General features: G+C 56.6%; 23 protein-coding genes, 1 tRNA gene and 1 pseudogene. 20 read left to right on the top strand and 5 right to left on the bottom strand.

Features of this window, described 5'->3' with window-relative positions; all coding sequences use genetic code 11:
- The first annotated feature begins 30 nt into the window (after window positions 1-30).
- From bcp to CPJ18_RS14865, 9 genes and pseudogenes are all read left to right on the top strand, one after another.
- Complete coding sequence (gene bcp, locus CPJ18_RS14905; RefSeq protein WP_077106707.1) at window positions 31-498, top strand: thioredoxin-dependent thiol peroxidase; 468 nt, start codon at window positions 31-33, stop codon at window positions 496-498.
- Window positions 499-585: 87 nt separating this feature from the next.
- Window positions 586-1,851: a M23 family metallopeptidase gene (locus tag CPJ18_RS14900; RefSeq protein ID WP_103659325.1), complete on the top strand. Its 1,266-nt coding sequence runs from the start codon at window positions 586-588 to the stop codon at window positions 1,849-1,851.
- Between the two features lie 161 nt (window positions 1,852-2,012).
- Window positions 2,013-3,584, top strand: coding sequence for a DEAD/DEAH box helicase (locus tag CPJ18_RS14895; protein ID WP_483416161.1), 1,572 nt, complete (start codon window positions 2,013-2,015; stop codon window positions 3,582-3,584).
- Window positions 3,584-4,003 carry an NUDIX domain-containing protein gene (locus CPJ18_RS14890; protein WP_103659205.1) on the top strand — a complete coding sequence of 140 codons (420 nt, stop codon included), beginning with the start codon at window positions 3,584-3,586 and terminating at the stop codon, window positions 4,001-4,003. Before CPJ18_RS14895 ends, CPJ18_RS14890 begins: the two co-directional genes overlap by 1 nt.
- A gap of 125 nt (window positions 4,004-4,128) precedes the next feature.
- On the top strand, window positions 4,129-5,202 hold the full coding sequence (locus CPJ18_RS14885) for a branched-chain amino acid ABC transporter substrate-binding protein (RefSeq protein WP_103659204.1): 1,074 nt from the start codon (window positions 4,129-4,131) through the stop codon (window positions 5,200-5,202).
- An 83-nt stretch (window positions 5,203-5,285) separates the two neighbouring features.
- Window positions 5,286-5,963 (top strand): ribulose-phosphate 3-epimerase, encoded by a 678-nt coding sequence (gene rpe, locus CPJ18_RS14880; RefSeq protein ID WP_077120816.1) that lies wholly within the window; start codon window positions 5,286-5,288, stop codon window positions 5,961-5,963.
- Window positions 5,964-6,087: 124 nt separating this feature from the next.
- A complete protein-coding gene (gene purB, locus CPJ18_RS14875; RefSeq protein WP_103659203.1) occupies window positions 6,088-7,395 on the top strand; it encodes an adenylosuccinate lyase in 1,308 nt (435 codons plus the stop codon).
- 132 nt (window positions 7,396-7,527) lie between these two features.
- Window positions 7,528-8,100, top strand: coding sequence for an RBBP9/YdeN family alpha/beta hydrolase (locus tag CPJ18_RS14870; RefSeq protein ID WP_103659202.1), 573 nt, complete (start codon window positions 7,528-7,530; stop codon window positions 8,098-8,100).
- 130 nt (window positions 8,101-8,230) lie between these two features.
- Window positions 8,231-10,759: pseudogene (locus CPJ18_RS14865) on the top strand (sensor domain-containing protein).
- Window positions 10,760-10,810: 51 nt separating this feature from the next.
- On the opposite strand, the gene CPJ18_RS14855 reads toward CPJ18_RS14865, so the two are convergent.
- Complete coding sequence (locus CPJ18_RS14855; protein WP_077107540.1) at window positions 10,811-11,155, bottom strand: DUF1476 domain-containing protein; 345 nt, start codon at window positions 11,153-11,155, stop codon at window positions 10,811-10,813.
- Window positions 11,156-11,401: 246 nt separating this feature from the next.
- Here CPJ18_RS14855 and purC point away from each other — a divergent pair, with 246 nt between their 5' ends.
- The 4 genes from purC to CPJ18_RS14835 are packed head-to-tail and all read left to right on the top strand — an operon-like array spanning window position 11,402 to window position 13,584.
- Window positions 11,402-12,166 (top strand): phosphoribosylaminoimidazolesuccinocarboxamide synthase, encoded by a 765-nt coding sequence (purC, locus tag CPJ18_RS14850; RefSeq protein WP_067643505.1) that lies wholly within the window; start codon window positions 11,402-11,404, stop codon window positions 12,164-12,166.
- Between the two features lie 17 nt (window positions 12,167-12,183).
- Window positions 12,184-12,426: a phosphoribosylformylglycinamidine synthase subunit PurS gene (purS, locus tag CPJ18_RS14845; RefSeq protein ID WP_103659323.1), complete on the top strand. Its 243-nt coding sequence runs from the start codon at window positions 12,184-12,186 to the stop codon at window positions 12,424-12,426.
- Window positions 12,427-12,443: 17 nt separating this feature from the next.
- Window positions 12,444-13,115, top strand: a complete 672-nt coding sequence (gene purQ, locus CPJ18_RS14840) for a phosphoribosylformylglycinamidine synthase subunit PurQ (protein WP_077107543.1) — start codon at window positions 12,444-12,446, stop codon at window positions 13,113-13,115.
- A 58-nt stretch (window positions 13,116-13,173) separates the two neighbouring features.
- Complete coding sequence (locus tag CPJ18_RS14835) at window positions 13,174-13,584, top strand: hypothetical protein (RefSeq protein ID WP_103659199.1); 411 nt, start codon at window positions 13,174-13,176, stop codon at window positions 13,582-13,584.
- A gap of 11 nt (window positions 13,585-13,595) precedes the next feature.
- On the opposite strand, the gene CPJ18_RS14830 is transcribed toward CPJ18_RS14835, so the two are convergent.
- Complete coding sequence (locus CPJ18_RS14830) at window positions 13,596-13,892, bottom strand: DUF1127 domain-containing protein (protein ID WP_103659198.1); 297 nt, start codon at window positions 13,890-13,892, stop codon at window positions 13,596-13,598.
- Window positions 13,893-13,984: 92 nt separating this feature from the next.
- Between CPJ18_RS14830 and CPJ18_RS14825 the strand changes: the two genes are divergently transcribed.
- From CPJ18_RS14825 to CPJ18_RS14815, 3 genes are all read left to right on the top strand, one after another.
- Window positions 13,985-15,403 (top strand): aminotransferase-like domain-containing protein, encoded by a 1,419-nt coding sequence (locus CPJ18_RS14825; protein ID WP_103659197.1) that lies wholly within the window; start codon window positions 13,985-13,987, stop codon window positions 15,401-15,403.
- Window positions 15,404-15,525: 122 nt separating this feature from the next.
- Entirely contained in the window at window positions 15,526-17,760 is a 2,235-nt protein-coding gene (gene purL / locus CPJ18_RS14820) for a phosphoribosylformylglycinamidine synthase subunit PurL (protein WP_103659196.1), read from the top strand.
- 15 nt (window positions 17,761-17,775) lie between these two features.
- Window positions 17,776-18,009: a BolA family protein gene (locus tag CPJ18_RS14815; protein WP_062449602.1), complete on the top strand. Its 234-nt coding sequence runs from the start codon at window positions 17,776-17,778 to the stop codon at window positions 18,007-18,009.
- Between the two features lie 55 nt (window positions 18,010-18,064).
- Here CPJ18_RS14815 and CPJ18_RS14810 read toward each other — a convergent pair whose 3' ends face one another.
- Window positions 18,065-19,213: a hypothetical protein gene (locus CPJ18_RS14810; RefSeq protein ID WP_103659195.1), complete on the bottom strand. Its 1,149-nt coding sequence runs from the start codon at window positions 19,211-19,213 to the stop codon at window positions 18,065-18,067.
- 103 nt (window positions 19,214-19,316) lie between these two features.
- On the opposite strand from CPJ18_RS14810, the gene CPJ18_RS14805 reads away from it, so the two are divergent.
- A complete protein-coding gene (locus tag CPJ18_RS14805) occupies window positions 19,317-19,574 on the top strand; it encodes a hypothetical protein (protein ID WP_077120794.1) in 258 nt (85 codons plus the stop codon).
- A gap of 95 nt (window positions 19,575-19,669) precedes the next feature.
- Here CPJ18_RS14805 and CPJ18_RS14800 read toward each other — a convergent pair.
- Window positions 19,670-19,754: transfer RNA gene (locus CPJ18_RS14800), tRNA-Leu, on the bottom strand.
- Window positions 19,755-19,943: 189 nt separating this feature from the next.
- Between CPJ18_RS14800 and lipB the strand changes: the two genes are divergently transcribed.
- Window positions 19,944-20,672 (top strand): lipoyl(octanoyl) transferase LipB, encoded by a 729-nt coding sequence (gene lipB / locus CPJ18_RS14795; protein WP_103659194.1) that lies wholly within the window; start codon window positions 19,944-19,946, stop codon window positions 20,670-20,672.
- A gap of 108 nt (window positions 20,673-20,780) precedes the next feature.
- Window positions 20,781-21,845: an NAD(P)-dependent alcohol dehydrogenase gene (locus tag CPJ18_RS14790; protein WP_103659193.1), complete on the top strand. Its 1,065-nt coding sequence runs from the start codon at window positions 20,781-20,783 to the stop codon at window positions 21,843-21,845.
- Between the two features lie 163 nt (window positions 21,846-22,008).
- Here CPJ18_RS14790 and CPJ18_RS14785 read toward each other — a convergent pair whose 3' ends face one another.
- Window positions 22,009-22,221, bottom strand: a complete 213-nt coding sequence (locus CPJ18_RS14785; protein ID WP_077107553.1) for a hypothetical protein — start codon at window positions 22,219-22,221, stop codon at window positions 22,009-22,011.
- Window positions 22,222-22,352: 131 nt separating this feature from the next.
- Between CPJ18_RS14785 and CPJ18_RS26835 the strand changes: the two genes are divergently transcribed.
- Window positions 22,353-22,727: a hypothetical protein gene (locus CPJ18_RS26835; RefSeq protein WP_167397910.1), complete on the top strand. Its 375-nt coding sequence runs from the start codon at window positions 22,353-22,355 to the stop codon at window positions 22,725-22,727.
- Window positions 22,728-22,748 lie beyond the last annotated feature (21 nt).

The following is a 22,748-nucleotide window of genomic DNA, read 5'->3' as shown; positions in this document are numbered from 1 at the left end:
TCAACAATTCGGCGAAAGAAAGGTCACCCCATGACAGATTTGAATGTTGGCGATAAGGCTCCGGATTTCACGCTGCCCCGAAACGGCGACGGCGATGTCACCCTTTCGGGCCTGAATGGCAAGGCCGTGGTGCTTTACTTCTATCCGAAGGACGACACATCCGGCTGCACCGCTCAGGCCATTGATTTCAGCGCGATGGGTGCGGAGTTTGAGGCAGCCAATGCCGTGGTGATTGGCATCTCGCCCGATTCGGTCAAAAGCCATGACAAGTTCGCCGCCAAACACGCCCTCACCGTCATGCTGGCATCCGATGAGGAACGGCAGGTTCTGGAGGCCTACGGTGTCTGGAAAGAAAAAAGCATGTATGGCAAAAAATATATGGGTGTAGAGCGCACCACGTATCTTGTTTCACCGGATGGCAAAATTGCGCAAATCTGGAACAAGGTTAAAGTTCCCGGCCACGCACAGCTCGTTCTCGACGCGATCAAAGCTCTCTAAGACGCATCCAGTCCGACAAAGTCAAAACTTCGTTAACCTTAACAAATTACTATCCAGCCGAACGAGATGTCGGCTGGAGGATGGATTTTGACGGAAGCGGGTAAAAGCCTGGCATTTGGCAAAAAACGCCAGCAGCACGTCCTCATTTTGGCGAGTGGCGAAAAGGTTCGCCACATCACCATTCGCCCATGGCTTGGTGTGACTGCCTTTTGCATGGCCGGATTGCTCAGCGTCGGCTATATCGGCTCCACGGCCTATCTTATTCTTCGCGACGATCTGGTTGGCGCGACCATTGCCCGGCAGTCTCGCATTCAGCGCGAATATGAAGACCGAATCGCCGCCCTTCGCGCGCAGGTGGACCGCGTTACCTCCAAACAATTACTGGATCAGCAGGTGGTGGAGCGCAAGGTCGAGAAGCTGCTGGCGCAGCAAAAAGACCTCACCTCCCGTCATGGCCGCATGAGCGACCTTCTGGAACGCGCCGAAAAATCGGGCGTGTCAGGCACTGTCGATGAGCCCCGTCCGGTCAACGCCTATTCACCGGACAAAAGAGCCAGCCTCTCAGGCGCGTCGAAAGCAATCGACAGCGTCCTGGCATCGCCCTCCACTGGGCTCAAGGGCAGCATCGGCTACACCTCAAAGAGCGAAAAACTGTCGGAGCGCAGCCTATTGAGGATGGTTGCCTCTCTCAGCAAAGTCGAAAACGAGCAGTTGCTCCGAATCGCTTCACTCACATCAGGCGCTGAAACAAAAGCCGACGCCATGGCTGACATCATTCGCAGGACCGGCATCAAGATTGACGACTCAGCCTCCCAAAACGTCGGGGGCCCCTTCGTGGAGCCGATGAAGGCCAGCGCTGCGACCTTCGAAGAGCAGCTCAGCAATCTCGACACTGCACTCAGTCGGCTCGAAACCGTGCGTGGAGCCGCTGTTTCACTTCCATTTGGTAATCCTGCCCCCGGTAGCGACGTTTCCAGCCGATTCGGAAACCGCATCGACCCGTTCCTCGGTCGTCTTGCCTTGCATGCCGGCATAGATTTCGTCGCCCAAACCGGCGCAGAGGTGCACACCACAGGCGCTGGAACCGTGACCAGCGCCGGTTTTTCAGGCGGTTACGGCAACATGGTCGAGGTCGACCATGGCAAAGGCATCACCACCCGTTACGGTCATCTGTCACAGATTCTCGTGAAGGAAGGCGACAAAGTCGCCCTGGGTGAGGTGATCGGCAAGGCCGGAAGCACAGGCCGCTCAACCGGTCCACACGTGCATTATGAGGTCCGCTTGAACGACAACCCGGTCGATCCGACTCGTTTCCTTGTTGCTGGAACCGAGCTGAAAACCTATCTTCAATAGAACAGCCGGCGTGACACCAACGTGGCTATTGTTGCCGATACAATCGCTGGCCTCACCGTAATCAGTGCGGCAACCTGTATTATTTTGGGATAAATCCCTGTTTCCTTGACTTTCTGGCTAATTCGGCCTATTTCGCCGCTACAGTCTGCGGCGTCGCCGTTATGACAGCTAAGTGTTCTTTTCGAACCAACACGGAAACAGTTTTTCCTTTGACAACATTCTCTGATCTTGGCCTGAGCCAAAAAGTTCTTTCTGCTATCGAAAGTGCCGGCTACACGACACCGACACCTATTCAAGAAGGTGCGATTCCGCCAGCGCTGGAACGACGCGATATCTGCGGCATCGCGCAAACGGGTACCGGCAAAACGGCATCCTTCGTGCTGCCGATGCTGACACTTCTGGAAAAAGGCCGTGCGCGCGCTAGAATGCCGCGAACCCTTATTCTTGAGCCGACGCGCGAACTCGCAGCACAGGTTGCCGAGAATTTCGAGAAATACGGCAAGAACCACAAGCTCAACGTTGCGCTTCTCATCGGTGGCGTGTCCTTCGATGAACAGGACCGTAAGCTGGAGCGCGGCGCAGACGTTCTGATCTGCACCCCCGGCCGCCTGCTGGACCATTGCGAACGCGGCAAGCTGTTGATGACCGGCGTCGAAATCCTTGTCATCGACGAAGCCGACCGCATGCTCGACATGGGTTTCATCCCGGATATCGAACGCATTGCGAAAATGATTCCCTTTACCCGTCAGACGCTGTTCTTCTCGGCCACCATGCCGACGGAAATTCAGAAGCTGGCTGACCGCTTCCTGCAGAACCCGGTTCGCATCGAAGTCGCCAAGCCATCCTCTACGGCAAAGACGGTGACGCAGCGTATCGTTGCCACGCACGACAAGGATTATGAGAAGCGCGCCATTCTTCGCGATCTCATCAATGCACAGACCGACCTGAAAAACGCGATCATCTTCTGCAATCGCAAGAAGGATGTCGCGGATCTGTTCCGCTCGCTTGAGCGTCATGGTTTTTCGGTTGGCGCTCTGCACGGTGACATGGACCAGAACTCGCGCACAAAGATGCTCGCGGGTTTCAAGGATAACCAGATTACCCTGCTCGTCGCGTCCGACGTTGCCGCGCGCGGTCTCGACATTCCCGATGTCAGCCACGTCTTCAACTTCGACGTTCCGATCCATGCGGAGGACTATGTCCACCGTATCGGTCGTACAGGTCGTGCGGGTCGTTCCGGCGCTGCGTTCACGCTCGTCAACCGCCGCGACACGAAATATCTCGACGCCATCGAAAAGCTGATCAACGAAAAGATCGAATGGCTGAGCGGTGATTTGACCGCACTGCCAGCACCGATGGAAAGCTTTGCTTCCGAGCGCCCGCGCCGTGGCAAGGAAAAAGAGCAACGCGGTCGCGGCCGTGACAGAAACCGTCGCGATGCTGCTCCCCAGGGAGATGTTCAGGCCGCAGCTCCGCAGCCTGTCATCGAAGAAAAAATCATTCAGCCAGCCGCCATCGTAGAAATCGCGGCCAATGGAGGCGACAAGTTGAAGGCAGAACGCAAGCAAGAAAGAGCACCTCGCAATTTCGAGCGGAACCACAACGCGACACCGCCTGCGAACGACGATAATCGTCGTCGCCACTACCGCGACTATGATGATGGTCCGACGCCAGTTGGTTTCGGTGACGACATTCCCGCGTTCATGTTGATCGTGGCAAGCGCTAAAGCCTGATCATGAAGCCTGGTATTAATACTCCAGGCGTAGGCTCCGGCCTTGTCATCGAGCGCGATGGCAAGGTGCTACTCTACAAGCGGGTCAAACCGCCGGAGGCAGGACATTGGAGCATCGTCGGCGGCAAGGTGGACCATATGGAACCTGCCGCTGCTGCTGCCAAACGTGAGGCCGAAGAGGAAACCGGTCTTACCATCGGCAACGTCCGTTTTCTTTGCCTCAGCGAACAGATCATACCCGCGGATGGGCAGCACTGGTTGTCGCTCATTTACGTGGCCGATGATATCAAAGGCGAACCAAGCCTGACCGAACCAGACAAATTGTCGGATATGGGCTGGTTCGACCTCGAAGCTCCTCCTCACCCCCTATCGCTTTTTGCCCAAGATGCTTTTCGGCACTTGCGCCAACATCGCTTGTGACGGCCTATATCGCTGAAAATACGCGAAAAATTATCGTGATGCGCGTTTTCAAGGCCATTTCCTCTTTTGCAAACCGTCTGGTGTCGATACACATCGCAGCATAGGAAGAGGAAAACCGCCGCACGATGCATTTATTTCGCCTGCTCACCATTGCCGCCAGTCTGGCCTTAGCCGGCACCGCAAGTGCTGCGACAATCGGCGTCGTCGCGCCGCAAAGCGGTGCCTACGAGATGCTGGGCTCTCAGGTTCGCCAGGGCGTCAAGATTGCAGCGGCGAAAGCGGGCCTCGACGTCATGGAGATTCACGAGAGCTGTGAAGAAGGAAGCGGCGGGGCGATTGCTGATGGGCTGATTGCGGCCAAGGTCAGCATCGTGGTCGGCTTTCTGTGCACTGAAACATTGAGCGACGCGCTACCGACACTAAAAGACGCGGCCATTCCGGCGATAACGCTTTCAAGCCGTGCCTCCGGCCTCATGGAGGATGCTCTGAAACGCGGCTGGCCGCTTTTCCGGCTTGCACCATCCGATACGGGCGAGCCGGATGCGGCGATTGAGACAATGCTGCGAGACTGGAAGGGCCATTCCTTCGGCCTCATCGACGACGGCACGATCTATAGCCGCGAACTGGTGGATCGCATCCGGGCCAAGTTGGAAGAATCCGGTCTCAAGCCAACGTTTACGGATACGTTGCGCCCGTCGCAGGAGCAACAGGTCGCGCTGGTGAGACGATTGAGCCGCACCGGCGTCACCCATGTCTTCATTGGTGCGGAACGCAATGATGTCGCCATCATCGCCCGGGATGCGGCGGCAGAAAAAACGCCTCTGACCATTTTGTCGGGTGACACGATGAGAGCGGCCAACACGCCCGTTGCCTTGCAGGCAGGCGTACTCGCCATTACCACCCCTGATTATGCCACCCTTCCTTCGGCAGTAGATGCGGTCAAAGACCTGCGCGCTGCCAAGATCGAGCCGGAAGGTTATGCCCTGCCCGCCTATGCCGTAACGCAGATTGCGGCGAAGCTTGTCGAACTGAGCCAATCAGAGGGCAAGCCAGCGCCAGCCGTACTGGTTGGCACCGCATTCGAAACCGCCATTGGCCAGATTACTTTTAACGACAGGCACGAGCTTCAAACCAATCCCTATCGCCTACAGCAGTGGAATGGTACCGCCTTCGTTCCTGTGGACCGTGCCGAACGCTAGGACCAATAGAAGGCTCGGCGATTGTTGATCCTGCGCGTCGGTGATAAAGGCGTGCAAAACCTTTGTTCTAGGAGCTTTTGCAGATGTCTCTTCCCGTGCGGATCGCCCCATCCATACTCGCCGCCAATTTTGCAAAACTTGGACAGGAAGTGGCCGATGTCACGGCCGCCGGTGCCGACTGGATCCACCTTGATGTCATGGACGGCCATTTTGTCCCCAACATCTCCTTCGGTCCTGATGTCATCAAGGCGCTTCGCCCGCACAGCCAGGCTTTCTTCGACTGCCACCTGATGATCGCACCTGCCGATCCCTATCTCGAAGCCTTTGCCAAGGCTGGATGCGACGGCATCACGGTTCACGCAGAAGCTGGCCCACATCTTCATCGCTCGCTGCAAACCATCCGCTCGCTCGGCAAGAAGGTCGGCGTCACGCTGAACCCGGCGACGCCGCTGTCGGTTCTGGAAAACGTGCTCGATGATGTCGATCTCATTCTTATCATGAGCGTGAACCCCGGCTTCGGTGGCCAAAAATTCATTCCTGCCATGCTGGACAAGATCCGCGCCGCCAAGTCTCTGATCGGTGATAGGCCGATCGAACTCGAAGTCGATGGCGGCATTACCATTGCAACAGCGGGAAGCGCGATTGCCGCCGGTGCTAACGTACTGGTTGCTGGTTCCGCGATCTTCAAGGGTGACGGTGTCGAAGACTATCGCACGATGGTCAGCGCCGTTCGCGCATCCGCAGAACAGGGCCGCGCGTAAAGCAGGTCATCAAGTGGCGGCCCTGCCCTCCGCCACTTACTCCCTCGGCCTTCGAATGCGTTGAGATTGCCGGAACACTTTGCTAAAGGAGCAGAAATATTCCTTCCTAGAGAAAGTCATTGCCATGATCCCTCGTTATTCCCGACCGGAAATGGTCGCAATCTGGTCGCCGGAAACCAAGTTCCGCATCTGGTTCGAAATCGAGGCGCATGCCTGTGACGCGCTGGCAGAGATCGGCGTTATTCCGAAGGAAGCCGCCAAGACCATCTGGGAAAAGGGTGGTGCTGCCCAGTTCGACGTCGCGCGTATCGATGAGATCGAAGCCGTTACCAAGCATGACGTCATCGCCTTCCTCACCCACTTGGCGGAATTCGTCGGTCCAGACAGCCGCTTCATTCACCAGGGCATGACCTCGTCCGACGTCCTCGACACGACGCTCAACATCCAACTCGTGCGTGCCGCCGATCTCCTGATCGCCGATATGGACCGCGTTCTCGCAGCGCTGAAGACCCGCGCCTTCGAGCACAAGGACACAGTCCGCATCGGCCGCAGCCACGGCATCCATGCCGAGCCGACGACGATGGGCCTGACCTTCGCGCGCTTCTATGCCGAGATGGACCGCAACCGCGCGCGTCTCGTGAATGCTCGCGCTGAAATCGCGACCGGTGCCATTTCCGGCGCGGTAGGCACGTTTGCCAATATCGATCCATCTGTCGAAGAACACGTCTGCAAGGCGCTTGGCCTGTCACCAGAGCCTGTCTCGACGCAGGTCATTCCCCGTGACCGCCACGCCATGTTCTTCGCGACGCTCGGCGTCATCGCGTCTTCCATTGAAAACGTCGCCATCGAAATCCGCCACATGCAGCGCACCGAAGTTCTGGAGGCCGAAGAGTTCTTCTCTCCGGGCCAGAAGGGCTCGTCGGCCATGCCGCACAAGCGCAACCCGGTGCTGACCGAAAACCTCACCGGTCTTGCGCGTCTGGTGCGCATGTCTGTCGTTCCGGCCATGGAAAACGTCGCCCTGTGGCACGAGCGCGATATCAGCCACTCCTCCGTGGAACGCGCCATCGGTCCCGACACGACCATTACGCTCGATTTCGCGCTGAACCGTCTGGCGGGCGTTGTCGAGAAGCTGGTGATCTATCCAGACAACATGCTCAAGAACATGAACAAGTTCCGCGGCCTCGTGCACTCGCAGCGCGTTCTTCTGGCTCTGACGCAGGCTGGTGTCTCGCGTGAGGATTCCTACCGTCTCGTCCAGCGCAACGCCATGCGTGTTTGGGAAGAAGGCAAAGACTTCCTTGAGGAGCTTCTGGCCGATGAAGAAGTCCGCGCTGCCTTGCCTGAAGAAAAAATCCGCGAGAAGTTCGATCTAGGCTATCACACCAAGCATGTGGACACGATTTTCACCCGCGTTTTCGGCAACGCTTGAGGTTAGGAGGGCAAGACCCTTTCCTACACTCCGTCATCCCGCACTTGATGCGGGATGACGGAGTTGGTGATATCTGTCATCTTCCTACCAGTTGACCTTGATTTCACTCACCACCACACCGAGATACGCCGCATGAAAGCATCTGAAGCAGATATCCTTATCGTTCCCGGCTACACCAATTCCGGACCTGAACACTGGCAAAGTCGCTGGCAGGAAAAACTGTCGACAGCTCGCCGTGTCGAACAGGCGGAGTGGTCGAAGCCAGTCAAAGATGATTGGGTGGCAAAGCTCGTTGAAGAGGTGAACGCCTGCACACGTCCAGTCGTGCTGGTGGCCCATTCGCTGGGTGTCCCGACGGTCATTCACGCCCTACCGCAGATCAAAGACAAGATCGCCGGTGCCATGCTGGTGTCTCCACCGGATGTTGCAAACCCCTCGATAAAGCCAAAGCATCTGATGACCTTTGGCCCGTATCCGCGAGACCCTCTGCCGTTCCCCACGATCACCATCGCCAGCCAGAATGATCCATTCGGCACTTATGAGCATGCTGGTGATATTGCCAATGCGTGGGGTTCTACATTGATCGATGCTGGCATGTCCGGCCACATCAACAAGGAGTCCGGTCACGGCCCTTGGCCAGAGGGCACCATGGTGTTTGCCCAGTTTCTCAGCAAGCTGAAAAGGCCCGAAGGCTTCCCTGATTAATTTCATTAGGAATATTGATTTTAATTAGAGGTTGGAATCATCCAGAGATCTCTTTTAATGAGCGCTTAAGTCTGTAACAGTAATGTGAGGATCACGCGCGCCCGTTTGTGCGCGATTTTAATCGATTAACATATGGCAGGATCACGTGAAGCAGGACCTGTTGCCGACGGATTTTCTTGACGCTCTGCCAGTTCCCGCCCTTCACATCAACAAGAGCGGTGAGATTTTCTATGTCTCACCAAACCTGATCTTCGCGACGCCTGATATACCTGTTCATCTTCTGGACTTCATCCATCCGGATGATCACAGCAGCGTTATGGCAGCTCTCGGAAGCTTGGAAGATGGGTCACCTGTAACGTTGGAGGCCCGGCTGAACGGCGCTGAAGCGGCAGATTGCCATGCTATATTGTCCTTCAGCAACATCGGCTCTGCTCCACACTCCACGGTGCTGGTGCAGTTCACTGATATAAGCGATCAGCGCGCGCGCGAAAAAGAAATCGCATTCCGCGAAAGCCGCTGGAACAACGCACTCGTCAACTCACTGTCTGGCGTCTGGGACCAGAATTTCGTAACCGGCGAAATGTACGGCTCCGATACATGGCGCGCCATGCGCGGTTTGACGCCTGACGAGCCGATCGAAACCGACTTCGACAAGTGGGTGGCGCTGCTTCATCCTGATGATCGCGAGCATACGCTGTATTGCATCGAACGACAGAATGCGGGTGATCCGGCCTACGTCTCCTTCCAGTACCGGGAACGTCACAAACTAGGCCACTGGGTCTGGATCGAATGTCGTGGCGCGTGCGTGGAGCGCGACGAGAATGGCAGGCCTGTTCGCATCGTCGGCACGGATATGGACGTGTCTGAACGCAAGGCCGCCGAACATCAGATGGAGCGCATTTCGCGTCACTTGAAAGTGGCGCTCGAAGCGTCCCAGGTCGGTGTGTTCGAAGTCGATTTCGAGGCTGGTGAAACCACCTGGGATGACCGCATGTACGAAATGTACAGGGTCGATAGAAGCATGCCGGTCAAAATCGGCGGCCTGTGGGAATCGCGCGTTCACCCGGATGATCTCGGCCGGGTCGGTGATAACGTCTCGGACAAGATCGCAAAGCTTCAGCCGTTTTCGGAAGACTATCGGATCATATTACCGGGTGGCGCGCTGCGCTATATCCGCGCTCGCTCCCTGCCCTTCATCGATATCGATGGCAGCAAGAAAATGATCGGCGTGAACTGGGACGTCACGGCGGACGTGCAATTGCGTCAGGAACTGGAGCGTGAGAAGGCGCTGGCCGAAGCACGCAACATCGATCTGGAAGCAGCGAGGGTCAGCATCGAACACAATGCGATGCATGATTATCTGACGGACTTACCGAATCGCCGTTGTCTGGACGACATGCTGGCCAAGCGCACCGCAAAGGGCAGCGAAAGCCAGATTGGCATCGCAATCCTGCATATCGATCTCGATCGCTTCAAGCAGATCAATGACACGTTGGGCCACCACACCGGCGACGAGATGCTGAAACATGTGGCCGACATGCTGCGGGCCAATCTGAAACCGGATGACTTTGCTGCACGCATTGGCGGGGATGAGTTCATATTTCTCTCGCCCTTCAACGGCAACACGAGCACCATCGCGGCGGTGGCCAATAAGCTGATCGAAGAGCTTCGCAAACCCGTTCTCCATGAAGGACATGAATGCCGATTTGGTGCCAGCATCGGCATTGCCTGCGGCATCGGACCGGATCTGGATTACAAGCAGGTTCTGCTGAATGCGGATATCGCGCTTTACAACGCCAAAAAGCGTGGCCGCAACCGATGCGAATTTTTCTCTTCCGACACGCAGGACTGGCTCATCAACACGAAACGTGTTTCCGATGAAATATTGACGGCGCTGGAGCGTGACGAGTTCGTTCCCTACTATCAACTGCAGTTCGATGCAAAGACACTGAACATTTAAGGTGCGGAAACGCTGGCACGATGGAACCACCCGGTCGAAGGTATTTTAACGCCAGACAAGTTTCTCGCAATTGCGGAGGACCTCGATGCTGTTGCGGCGATAGATGGCATCATTCTTGAAAAGGCACTAGCCGACTTCAGACGATGGCAGGCAGCAGGCATTCCCATACCCAAGGTGTCGGTCAATGTTTCGGCACGGCGTCTGCACGACCCGGGGCTGACAACAACACTGGACGGGCTTCACATCCAGCCTGGAACCTTGTCCTTCGAATTGCTCGAATCCATCTTCCTCGATGACAGCGACGAGATTGCCATTCGCAACATGCAGACGTTGCGTCAACTCGGCATCGACATCGAAATCGATGACTTCGGTACTGGCCACGCCTCGATCATTGGCCTCCTCAAAGTCAACCCGAGCACGTTGAAGGTGGATCGCGAGCTTGTGCGTCTGGCACCACAATCGACCGAGCAGCGCAAATTGCTCAGCTCCATTATCGATATCGGTCATTCCTTGGGCATCAAGGTGGTCGCGGAGGGAGTAGAGACAGCGGAGCACATCCGCATCTTGCAGGATATGGGCTGCGATTCGCTTCAGGGCTACGCTTTGTGTCGGCCGCTACCCGCGCACCAGATCCAAAGTTTCGTGGCCGCCGAAGCGTGGCGGTCTGCGCCGTCCAAAATTCAACGAGCGGCAGGATAAAAGCCGCCAATCTTCAGCTTCGTGAGAAAGCCGGAGTTTGGCGGCCAACAATCAAGCGACGGCTTTCATGGCAAAGTCGTTCTGGCCCTGGCGCATGGCCTGAGCTGCAGAATGCAGCAGCTCGCTCATGCGGCTTTGGATTTCGTCATTGGCCACAGCAACGCCAGCCGCTTCGAAATCCGCCTGCAATTTCGAAAATACGGCATCTTCCTCAGCCGCACTGATGGAACAGCCCGCCAGCTCATTCGCGTAGGTCGTTGCATCTTCTTTATTCATCAGCGCCGCAGCCCACAAACCAACGAGTTTGTTGCGCATGGCATGAAGACGAAATGTCACATATTCGTCGTTGAAGTAAATATTTTCGAGCGCTTTACCACGTTCTTTCAATGCAAACATAATTTCACCCCGGTTTTTATTAGATTATTATTTTCGTCCTCTTCGTAGGGACATGTCTGTTGTAAAATAAAACTGTTGAAAAAGCGTAATCATGCCTTAGGGCCTTCGCAGGAGTCACATGCAAGGTTAAGAATTGATGTGAACGTGACCCAGACTCATTGTGGAATTGCTTCTTTTCCGTTATGGGACCGCTTCAACTGACGAAACAAACGCCGCCCACCGGCACCAACCAAGAGATTTGTTAATATGAACCGTCGCCGCCGTATTTACGAAGGCAAGGCCAAGATCCTTTATGAAGGTCCAGAGCCAGGAACTCTCATCCAGTTCTTCAAGGACGACGCAACCGCCTTCAACAAGAAGAAACACGAAGTCATCGACGGCAAGGGTGTGCTGAACAACCGCATCTGCGAATACGTGTTCACCCACCTGAACAAGATCGGCATCCCCACACACTTCATCCGCCGCCTCAACATGCGCGAGCAGTTGATCAAGGAAGTGGAGATGATCCCGCTAGAGATCGTCGTACGCAACGTCGCCGCTGGCTCGCTGTCCAAGCGTCTTGGCATCGATGAAGGCGTCGTGCTGCCGCGCTCGATCATCGAATTCTATTATAAGTCGGACGCTCTCGAAGACCCGATGGTTTCCGAAGAGCACATCACGGCATTTGGCTGGGCGAACCCGGCTGAACTCGATGACATCATGGCGCTTGCCATTCGCGTCAACGACTTCCTCTCCGGCCTGTTCCTCGGCGTCGGCATCCAGCTTGTCGATTTCAAGATCGAATGCGGCCGCCTTTTCGAAGGCGATATGATGCGCATCGTTCTGGCCGACGAGATTTCCCCTGATAGCTGCCGCTTGTGGGACATCGAAACGCAGGAAAAGATGGACAAGGACCGTTTTCGCCGCGATATGGGTGGACTTGTGGAAGCCTATTCGGAAGTTGCGCGCCGTCTTGGCATTATCAACGAAAATGAACCAATCCGCGGCACCGGCCCGGTTCTGGTCAAGTGACATCAGGAGAGCATCAGGTGATCAAGGCACGGGTGACTGTTACGCTGAAGAACGGCGTTCTCGATCCGCAGGGTAAGGCAATCGAAGGCGCGCTCGGCAGCCTCGGTTTCGAAGGCGTCGGCCAGGTCCGTCAGGGCAAGGTCTTCGATCTGGAGCTGAACGCAACCGACCAGGCGAAAGCCGAAGCCGACCTGAAGGCGATGTGCGAAAAGCTCCTCGCCAACACCGTGATCGAAAACTACTCTATCGCTATCCTCTGACGCTCAGGAGCCGTTCCATGAAATCCGCAGTCGTCCAGCTTCCGGGCCTCAATCGCGACCGTGACATGATCGCGGCTTTGACACGGATTTCCGGCAAGGCTCCTGTCACCATCTGGCAGACCGAAACAGAGATTCCCGATGTCGATCTGATCGTCATTCCCGGCGGCTTTTCCTATGGCGATTACCTGCGTTGCGGTGCCATTGCCGCCCGCATGCCGGTCATGCAGGCCATCCGCGAGAAGGCTGAAAAAGGCGTCAAGGTTCTCGGCGTCTGCAACGGCTTTCAGATTCTGGTCGAAGCAGGCATGCTGCCGGGCGCTTTGATGCGCAATGCATCGCTCAAATTCGTCTGCCGCGAAGTAAAGCTTGAGGTCGTCAACAACGACACAGAATTCACCCGCGCCTACGACAAGGGCCAGATCATCCGCTCCCCTGTTGCCCACCACGATGGCAACTACTTCCTGGAGCAGGAAGAACTGAAGTCGATCGAAGACAAGGGACAGGTCGTGTTCCGTTATGCCGAAGGCACAAACCCGAATGGGTCGCTGAACGACATTGCAGGCATTATCAACACCAAAGGCAATGTTTTGGGGATGATGCCACACCCGGAAAACCTCATCGAAGCCGCCCACGGTGGTAATGATGGACGTGCGCTGTTTGCATCCGCGCTGGGCGTCATCGCAGCGTAAATATTAACAAAGCCGGGTTACACCGGCTTTGTTGTATTCCCTTTCATGGATTGAAGCGATGAACTGCCTGCCCCTTCGTAAAGCACTGAACATTGCAGGCCTTGGCCTCGTCGCGCTCTCGCTTGCCGCTTGCCAGTCCGAAAGAAAACCAGCCGCGTCATCCTCCGCATCACAGGCGGCCTTGCCAGTCATGGAACGCGTAGCGCTGGGTGCCAACGCCTGCTGGTTCAAGTCGGGCGACCCAGCCTTCAAGGCCTATCGCCTTGCCCCGGAACTGAATTCCTTCTCCGGTCGTCCCCGCATTCTGCTCGTGCCGCGCAACAGCCCGGAATCACGCCCGATGCTCGTCGTTCAGGCGGAAGGCAACCCGGCCAAGGTGGATGCTTTCGGCCCTGCCATGAACGAACCACATGCGGCACGCATCACCACGGACGTGAAGCGTTGGGTGAATGGCGGCAAGGGCTGCTGATCCAGGCAATCTCAGAACGAGCGCGGCAGTGAAAACAGCCGCGCCTTGGAAAACTCACGCATCGCATCCTGCCGCGTAATTCCAATGTCTTCCAACTCATCCGTGGTGAGATCACGCAGCGCCAGACGGCTGTCGCGCTTGCGCTGCCATTGGCCGAAAGCACCCAACAGCCGCTCGATGAGGTTACGCGGCGGCGCTTGAAACGGCGCAGGGCTCACCATCTCGCCATCACGGAAAACGCGCTCCCGCGTATAGCTATCTGGGTACATTGTATCGATTGTCGAGAGATATTGATCCAGCTTGCGCATATTGCACCCCCTTCGGGATTTCCATGAAACCATTCAATTGGTGCAATCAATACAATTGACATATAGACGAGTACAATGCATAAATTGTCACCATGACAAGTTGGCTTCCAAATTTATCGCAAGGCACCGGCCCCATTTACGTGCGGCTTGCCGACCACATTGAAACCGCCATCTCCGAAGGCACATTGCAGCCGGGCACCAAGCTGCCGCCGCAGAGAAACCTTGCTTTCGATCTGGGTGTGACAATCGGCACGATCAGTCGCGCCTATGCACTGATCCACGAGCGCGGGCTCGTCAGCGGCGAAGTCGGACGTGGCACCTATGTGAATGCAAGCAAGACACCCAGCCCCACCGTGAAACTGGAGCAGGCGGGGGTGCCACTGGGCGGTACGCGCGTCGCCTCCGATACTCCCAACCGATTTCGACTGAACACGACCGCTGCCCCAGACATCGGCCAGAACGCGCTGATCGACAGGCACATCTCAGAGATCGTCAAGGAGTGCTCGCTTCAGATCGTCGATTATGCACGCTCGCTTCCGCAAGATTGGGCGCAAGCCGGTGTTCGCTGGCTATCCCAAAGTGACTGGTCGCCATTGGTAGACAATATCGTGCCCACGCTGGGTGCCCATGCGGCCATCATGGGTGTTATCACCGCCATGACCTCGCCGGGAGATCGAATCGTTTTCGAACCCGTCACCTACTCCCAGATTGCCAGAGCCGCGATTCTGGCTGGACGCCGCGCGTCTCTGGTGGAGAGTGACGAACAGGGCATCGTCCCCGAAGACTTCGAGCGGGTCTGCGCGCAGCAGCATCCGAAGATGGTTTTTCTCATGCCAACCGGCCAGAACCCGACTTGCGCCGTGCTTCCCGAGGATCGTCGCCGCGCCATTGCTGATATCGCTCGCCGGTACAATGTCTGGATTATCGAGGATAACCTTTACGGAGCAATGGTCAGCGACCAGCCGCCAATGATTGCGCAATTCGCACCTGACCTCACCTTCGTCGTTGGCGGCCTGTCCAAATCCGTTTCGGCTGGCGTACGTGGCGGCTGGGTTGCCTGCCCCTCGAATTTCGCCTCGCGCATCCGCATTTCCCACGCCATGATGACCGGTGGTCTGCCTTTCCTTTTGGCGGAACTGTGCGCCCGCATGGTCAACAGCGGAGATGCGCATGATATTCGCAGAGACGTCACCGCAGAAATCAATGCCCGCGAGCAGATGGCCCGAAAAGCCTTTGCAAATTTTGAATTCAATTCGATGCGGGATATTCCTTTCCTGTGGCTGAAGCTGCCGGAGCCGTGGCTATCTGGCACCTTCCGCAGTGCGGCCATGAAGGAAGGTATCCTCATCGATGACGAAGATGAGTTCAAAGCCGGGCGCTCGGAAAAAGTCTTCCACCGCGTGCGCATCAGTTTTTCCGCGCCGAGAACCCGCGAAGAGCTTACCGAAGCTTTCGGCATTCTACGACAGCTGCTGGACAACGGCTCCGCCGGGTATGAAGGCGTGGCCTGATAGCAAAAACTGGGATTAAGGCTGACTTTGCAGGGGTCGCAGGACATTTTCCTGTCGCACGTTACCGTCTCTTGCGGTAAAGAACCGGAAACTCCCGTACCGGCTCGAACCTCGTGAGACCTATGACACTTCCAAATCATATCCAGATCACCCCGGAACTCATTGCATCCCATGGGCTCAAGCCCGATGAATACCAGCGCATCCTCGACCTTATCGGACGCGAACCGAGCTTTACCGAGCTTGGCATTTTCTCTGCCATGTGGAACGAGCATTGCTCCTACAAGTCTTCCAAGAAGTGGCTGAAGACCCTGCCGACGACAGGCCCGCGCGTCATTCAGGGCCCTGGCGAAAACGCAGGCGTGGTCGATATTGATGATGGCGATGTCGTCGTCTTCAAAATGGAAAGCCACAACCACCCATCCTACATCGAGCCCTATCAGGGTGCTGCCACCGGCGTCGGCGGAATCTTACGTGACGTTTTCACCATGGGCGCACGTCCTATCGCCGCCATGAATGCCCTTCGTTTCGGCGCGCCTGATCATCCGAAGACTCGCCACCTCGTGGCCGGCGTCGTGGCCGGTGTCGGCGGTTACGGCAATTCCTTCGGCGTTCCCACGGTTGGCGGCGAAGTCGAGTTCGACGCTCGCTATAACGGCAATATCCTCGTCAACGCATTTGCAGCCGGTCTTGCAAAATCCGACGCCATCTTCCTGTCGGAAGCCAAGGGCGTTGGCCTGCCGGTCGTCTATCTCGGCGCAAAGACGGGTCGTGATGGCGTTGGTGGTGCCACCATGGCCTCAGCCGAATTTGACGAATCCATTGAGGAAAAGCGCCCCACCGTTCAGGTCGGCGACCCCTTTACCGAAAAGTGCCTGCTGGAAGCCTGCCTTGAACTGATGAAGACGGGTGCGGTCATCGCCATTCAGGATATGGGTGCCGCCGGCCTCACCTGCTCTGCCGTCGAAATGGGAGCCAAGGGCGATCTCGGCATCGAACTGAACCTGGATCAGGTTCCGGTTCGCGAAGAGCGCATGACCGCTTACGAAATGATGCTGTCGGAAAGCCAGGAGCGCATGCTCATGGTTCTGGAGCCTTCCAAGGAAGAGGTCGCCAAGGCGATCTTCGTCAAATGGGGTCTGGATTTCGCCATCGTCGGCAAGACGACAGATGACCTGCGCTTCCGCGTTCTGCACAATGGCGAAGAAGTCGCCAACCTGCCGATCAAGGAACTGGGCGACGAAGCCCCGGAATATGACCGTCCGTGGACGCCTGCCAAGGTGTCTGCACCTTTGGCCGAAAGCGACGTGCCGGACGCCGATATTGCCGATGCTCTGCTGAAGCTGGTCGGTTCCGCCAACAACTCCTCGCGCCGCTGGGTTTACGAGCAGTATGACACGCTGATCCAGGGCAACTCCTTGCAGCTTCCCGGCGGTGACGCCGGTGTCGTCCGTGTCGAAGGCCACGACAAGAAGGCGCTTGCCTTCTCGTCCGACGTGACACCACGTTACGTCGAAGCCGACGCTTTCGAAGGCGGCAAGCAGGCCGTGGCCGAATGCTGGCGCAACATCACGGCCACAGGCGCTCTGCCGCTGGCCGCGACCGACAACCTCAATTTCGGCAACCCCGAAAAGCCTGAAATCATGAGCCAGCTCGTTCATGCCATCAAGGGCATCGGCGAAGCCTGCCTTGCTCTGGAATTCCCGATCGTTTCCGGCAACGTCTCGCTCTACAACGAGACCAACGGTCAGGCGATCCTGCCCACGCCAACCATCGGCGGCGTTGGCTTGATGGCCGATTGGGGCAAGATGACCCGTATTCGCTTTGCAGCTAGCGATGAGGTCATTCTTCTCGCAGGTGCACCTGATGGTCTCGGCTCCCACATCGCCCAGTCGGTCTACATGCGCGATGTCCACGGCCGCACCGATGGCCCTGCCCCGCATGTGGATCTGGCCCATGAAAAGAAGACCGGCGATTTCGTCCGCGCCATCATCACCGATGGTCTGACTAGTGCGGTCCACGATTGCTCGTCAGGCGGCTTGGCACTTGCCGTGGCCGAAATGGCGATGGCATCCGACATTGGCGCGACAGTGGATGCGGTCGAAGGCCACAATCCGGTGCTGACATTCTATGGCGAAGATCAGGGCCGTTATGTCCTGACGGTCAGCCAGGCGAACCTTGAAACCGTCAATGCACGTGCAGCAGCGGAAGGCGTTTCGCTGGTCGCCATCGGCAAGACCGGCGGCTCATCCGTAAAGCTGGGTACGGCTCGTGGCCTCGAGATTAATGAATTGCGCTCGGCCCATGAATCATGGTTCCCTCAGTTCATGGATGGCGAGTTTCTCGCCGCTGCAGAATAATCGAGGAGACACACCATGCCCATGAAGCCCGGCGACATTGAGGACATGATTAAGGCCGGAATTCCCGGAGCAAAAGTAACCATTCGTGATCTCGCCGGCGACGGCGATCACTATGCGGCAGAAGTCGTGGCAGAAGCCTTCAAGGGCAAAAGCCGCGTACAGCAGCACCAGATGGTCTATGATGCCCTGAAGGGCAATATGGGCGGCGTCCTGCATGCCCTTGCGCTTCAGACGTCAGCGCCGGAATAATCAAACGCCCGCATTCAAGATCAAAGGCCTGCGCGAAACCCTCGCGCGGGCCTTTTTACATTTCCGGCGGCTTCTCGGAGCGCAGATCGGCGAAGGATGCGGCAGGCAACGGCCCCGCTGTCAGCAGCGTGAAATCAAAACCGGATTTGCGGTCTGAACCCAGCACATATTGCCTGTGCATGCGCAGGAAGTTGCTCCGGTTTTTCTGGTAGCGCTCATCTGAAAGCGAATGCTTGAACCGGATCGGTACGATCTTCGGCTGACTGGCATCGCCATGTCCCGTCAGCTTTGCGGTGTGGCATTTGTAGAGATGGATAGGGTCGGTCAGGCACTGGATGTCGAACCAGTTCACATCCCCATGTCGCGCCATCACGCCAATGCTCTGGCGCAGCCGCGACGCGCTTGATAGCAGCGCGCATTGAAGGGCAGCGCCACCCAGCGTAACGAACGACACACTTCGACCATCGAATGCATCGGCCTTCAGCTCCAGCACCTTGCCAGCAACAGCCAGCGCCAGACTTGCGCCCATGCTGTGCGACACGAACAGAACCTCGTCTGACCCCTGCTCCAGCGCCACCAGCACGGCCCGCGCCTTATCCTCGATCCAGTCGCGCGCCATGCGCTCATCGCGGCCGACGGCCAGCGCAAAACGCCAGTCAGCGAAAAGATGCAGCGTGTGAAAACGCTCCGAAAACGGCATCACGCCCTTCGTAAAGAAGAGATATCCAAGCGGAAAAGTGAGAAGACAGAATAGTGCCGAGACACCGACCATCAGAGGCAGCGCCGCAATCAACGCCGCGACGGCAATCCCAAATGCAATCAGCAGAAACGGGAACAGAAAAAACAAGCCGAAACGCCATGCATGTCGAAAGTAAGCAAAGGCTCCTCCCTCGCTAATGATTCCCGCACCCGCTTTGAAACCCAGGCCGATCTGCTTCCAGACGGAAGCGGCCCGCAACTGCGAAATCAGCGTATTATGGTCATGGATGAAAATGGTGGATTGAGTCGTATGGCCATCATGCTTGCCTTCCACATCCATGCGGCTCCCCGCATTCGTCTGGCTGACGCCGCCCACCGTATAATCGATACCGAATGTCTTTCCGGATTGCGCGGCACTGCGCTCATAACGGCGCTGATGCGCAGCCGCATCCAAGGGATCAAAACCGGGAAAATAAAAAACGAGTCGCGACGAAACCTTCGCCATGATGAAGCAATCCTAAAACGGGCAACCACTAAAAGGATCGCTTGAAGTTGGGCCACGCACCTATATTATAAATGATGACATTTTATAGGCATGAGAGGCGCAGTTGTCGAAAATCGTTGACCAGTTGATCAGTGGCGTCGTGAAGGGCGCAATGTCCGAAATCCTCAAGAAGACCGGTGTGCGGCAAACGCGGCGCACCAAGCGTCGGACAAAAGCGGGTACATCAGTTGCAGGAGGTATTTTAGGCGGCATTCTCGAAGCCGCGCTTGGCAAGAAAACCACCCGCACTACCAAAGCTCGTCCGGCGAAGAAACAGGTCAGCAAACGCCGCACCGCTGCTGCAAGAAGTCGCCAGCGTTAAAGGCTTCAGCCGGCCAACAACGCTTGCGTTTTCACTTTAACAAAAGCATCGAATATGCTGGTAAAAAAGAAAAAACCCGCCGAAGCGGGTTTCTTTGGTGCGGTCGAGAAGACTCGAACTTCCACGGGTTGCCCCACAGCGACCTCAACGCTGCGCGTCTACCAATTCCGCCACGACCGCATCGTGGTAGAGCCGACTTGCGCCGACGAAGGTGCATGTACCAAAAGCACTTTGGGTGCACAAGAGCGTCATGACAGATTTTTGAAATTAAAAATCAGACACATCGCTCCTATATGCAAGAAGCCCGCAAATGCCGGGCTTGCGGCCCAGAAATCATTCTGCGAGAAGGCTGTGGAAAGGACTAAACTCATGCTCACACGCACCGATCTGCAGACAAAAATGCTTGCTCTTCCCAGTTCTCCTCCGGTGCGCTGGCGAATCTCGGACGAACTCGTGCCCTATGAGCAAGCGGTTGCCGAGATGGAGCGCGAAGTTGCCGCGATTTCTGCCGGTGAGGCCAATGAGCTTGTCTGGCTTCTGGAGCATCCTTCGCTTTATACCGCTGGCACCAGTGCGGACGTTGCCGATCTGATCGAGCCCGACCGTTTTCCCGTCTTCTCGACGGGTCGTGGCGGTGAGTATACGTATCACGGTCCCGGCCAGCGTGTTGTCTACGTAATGCTCGATCTCAAACGACGCAGCCAGGATGTGAGAGCCTATGTGGCGTCACTGGAGAATGTCATCATCAGCACGCTCGACAAAATGAATGTGCGTGGCGAGCGGCGGGAAGATCGCGTCGGCGTCTGGGTGCGGCGACCGGAGAGACCGCTGCTGCCTGACGGCACCGTCAGCGAGGACAAGATCGCAGCCCTCGGCATTCGTCTTCGCAAGTGGGTTAGCTTTCACGGCTTATCGATCAATGTCGATCCGGATCTAACGCATTTCACCGGCATCGTGCCGTGCGGCATCACACAATATGGCGTAACAAGTCTTGTGGATCTCGGATTGCCGGTTATGATCGAAGATGTTGATGTTCTGTTGCGCGAGGCCTTCGAAGAGGTATTCGGCCCGACGGAAAATGAAGTGGCCAAGGGCTAGAGCCTCCGGCAACCTTCTGCATCGACAGGCGTTTCCCAGACGCCGTAAACCGGATGCATATCCCTTGGTTTACTCGAAATCCTAAAACCAGAAAGATGGTGACATCACATGTTCACAACTTCAGCCTATGCCTGCGATGATGGTTCCTCGCCGTTGAAACTCGCCTCCATCAAGCGGCGTGATCCAGGCCCGCGCGATGTGGAAATAGAAATCGAATTCTGTGGCGTCTGCCACTCGGATATCCACACAGCCCGCGGCGAATGGGCCGGTTCGCTTTACCCATGCGTACCGGGTCACGAGATTGTCGGTCGCGTTGGCCGTATCGGCTCCGACGTTACGAAGTTCAAGACCGGCGACCGCGTCGGTGTGGGCTGCATCGTGGATAGCTGCCGCGATTGCGCAAGCTGTGCCGAAGGCCTCGAACAATATTGCGAAAACGGCATGACCGGCACCTACAACTCGCCGGACAAGGCCATGGGCGGCGACGCCCATACGCTTGGCGGTTATTCATCGCATGTGGTCGTAGACGACCGCTATGTGCTGAACATCCCCGAAGGTCTTGATGCCGCAGCGGCGGCACCACTGCTCTGCGCTGGTATCACCACCTATTCGCCACTGCGCCACTGGAATGCCGGTCCTGGCACACGTGTTGGCGTCGTAGGCCTTGGTGGCCTCGGCCATATGGCGGTCAAGATTGCCAGCGCGATGGGGGCCACGGTGGTCATGATCACGACATCTCCCGGCAAGGCAGATGATGCAAAGAGACTTGGCGCGCATGAAGTTATCGTTTCCAAGGACCCGGAACAGATGAAGAAGGGCGCTGCCAGCCTCGACCTCATTATCGATGCGGTTGCCGCAGACCACGATATCGACGCCTATCTCGCGCTTCTGAAGCGCGATGGTGCACTTGTACAGGTCGGCGCGCCTGAGAAGCCGTTGTCCGTTCACGCCTTCAGCCTCATTCCAGGCCGCAAGACCTTTGCCGGTTCCATGATCGGCGGCATTGCTGAAACTCAGGAGATGCTGGATTTCTGCGCCGAAAATGGCATCACTGCTGATATCGAGATGATCAATATCGATCAGATCAACGAAGCCTATGAGCGCATGATCAAGAGCGATGTGCGCTACCGCTTCGTTATCGATATGAATAGCCTGCCAAAACAGGCAGCGTGATCCGTCATCGGATCAATCGCTATACTGCAAAAACAAACCCGCCGAGTGATCGGCGGGTTTTGTGTTTTCAGGATAAAATATCTATTGAAACCAATTTAAGGACGGCGTTTTGTCGGCGTGGAGCTCGTATCGACACTTAGCCGAAGAGTGACCGCCTTCGCCGTCAGGACAGCAAACGATCATCGGTAAAGGTCGCTTCCGACACTTGGCCGCTTACCAGCGCAACAATTGCCAGTACGGCATGTTGGCGGTCCCATCCAGCACCTTCAGCCTTTTCAAGAAGGCCGTTGATCGATGGCTCCAAAGCAAATTGGCATTCGACCTGATAATCCATGGTGTCGACCGAAAGCGACGGAGAATTGATCAAAGCGCGCATTAAGCACTCCATTCTATCGCATGCTCCTGAGTTAAGGTCAGGACAAGCGTACTTCACACACTCGAAAAGCCAACCGTCGTGAAACGGCAAGCGTTGAATCGAATCCCCCAGCGGGATGCAAGGTCGGCTATATGAATGGTAGTGTCAAGTTCAGCCGACGCGGTGAAACAGTGGAAAACCCCATTCCTAACACGAATCTGGTCGAACTTCAAAACCTGACCGGGAAAGCATTTCATTTTACACTACTTCCAGCAGTCCCGACGCGGTTTTCGCCGCCAGATCAGCATTGCCATAACGAACAGAGAAAACAGGATAAACCATGCCAGCGGAAAGGCCATGAACAGCGCGGCGTAACCGCAACTTTCTTCCAGGCAGGAGCGCAATGGCCCGGCTTCCGCCATGATGGTCACCGTAAAAGCAGCGACAAGACCACTGCCCGCAACACCTGCGACCAGAATCAATATGTTGGTGACAGCTCTCATCCGCCTAGTTATGGCGTAGAATGAGACGACTTTGGGGACGCGACG

It is taken from the genome of Agrobacterium rosae (assembly GCF_002915175.1).
In the GTDB taxonomy this organism is placed as follows: Bacteria; Pseudomonadota; Alphaproteobacteria; order Rhizobiales; family Rhizobiaceae; genus Agrobacterium; species Agrobacterium rosae.
This window is presented reverse-complemented; position numbering and strand designations above follow the sequence as displayed.

Excerpts from the sequence above, each read along its gene's own strand:
- bcp (WP_077106707.1), top strand. The coding sequence starts at position 31 with ATGACAGATTTGAATGTTGGCGATAAGGCTCCGGATTTCACGCTGCCC.
- CPJ18_RS14895 (WP_483416161.1), top strand. The coding sequence starts at position 2,013 with ATGACAGCTAAGTGTTCTTTTCGAACCAACACGGAAACAGTTTTTCCT.
- CPJ18_RS14885 (WP_103659204.1), top strand. The coding sequence starts at position 4,129 with ATGCATTTATTTCGCCTGCTCACCATTGCCGCCAGTCTGGCCTTAGCC.
- rpe (WP_077120816.1), top strand. The coding sequence starts at position 5,286 with ATGTCTCTTCCCGTGCGGATCGCCCCATCCATACTCGCCGCCAATTTT.
- purB (WP_103659203.1), top strand. The coding sequence starts at position 6,088 with ATGATCCCTCGTTATTCCCGACCGGAAATGGTCGCAATCTGGTCGCCG.
- CPJ18_RS14870 (WP_103659202.1), top strand. The coding sequence starts at position 7,528 with ATGAAAGCATCTGAAGCAGATATCCTTATCGTTCCCGGCTACACCAAT.
- CPJ18_RS14855 (WP_077107540.1), bottom strand. The coding sequence starts at position 11,155 with ATGTTTGCATTGAAAGAACGTGGTAAAGCGCTCGAAAATATTTACTTC.
- purC (WP_067643505.1), top strand. The coding sequence starts at position 11,402 with ATGAACCGTCGCCGCCGTATTTACGAAGGCAAGGCCAAGATCCTTTAT.
- purQ (WP_077107543.1), top strand. The coding sequence starts at position 12,444 with ATGAAATCCGCAGTCGTCCAGCTTCCGGGCCTCAATCGCGACCGTGAC.
- CPJ18_RS14835 (WP_103659199.1), top strand. The coding sequence starts at position 13,174 with ATGAACTGCCTGCCCCTTCGTAAAGCACTGAACATTGCAGGCCTTGGC.
- CPJ18_RS14830 (WP_103659198.1), bottom strand. The coding sequence starts at position 13,892 with ATGCGCAAGCTGGATCAATATCTCTCGACAATCGATACAATGTACCCA.
- CPJ18_RS14825 (WP_103659197.1), top strand. The coding sequence starts at position 13,985 with ATGACAAGTTGGCTTCCAAATTTATCGCAAGGCACCGGCCCCATTTAC.
- purL (WP_103659196.1), top strand. The coding sequence starts at position 15,526 with ATGACACTTCCAAATCATATCCAGATCACCCCGGAACTCATTGCATCC.
- CPJ18_RS14815 (WP_062449602.1), top strand. The coding sequence starts at position 17,776 with ATGCCCATGAAGCCCGGCGACATTGAGGACATGATTAAGGCCGGAATT.
- CPJ18_RS14810 (WP_103659195.1), bottom strand. The coding sequence starts at position 19,213 with ATGGCGAAGGTTTCGTCGCGACTCGTTTTTTATTTTCCCGGTTTTGAT.
- lipB (WP_103659194.1), top strand. The coding sequence starts at position 19,944 with ATGCTCACACGCACCGATCTGCAGACAAAAATGCTTGCTCTTCCCAGT.
- CPJ18_RS14790 (WP_103659193.1), top strand. The coding sequence starts at position 20,781 with ATGTTCACAACTTCAGCCTATGCCTGCGATGATGGTTCCTCGCCGTTG.
- CPJ18_RS14785 (WP_077107553.1), bottom strand. The coding sequence starts at position 22,221 with ATGCGCGCTTTGATCAATTCTCCGTCGCTTTCGGTCGACACCATGGAT.
- CPJ18_RS26835 (WP_167397910.1), top strand. The coding sequence starts at position 22,353 with ATGAATGGTAGTGTCAAGTTCAGCCGACGCGGTGAAACAGTGGAAAAC.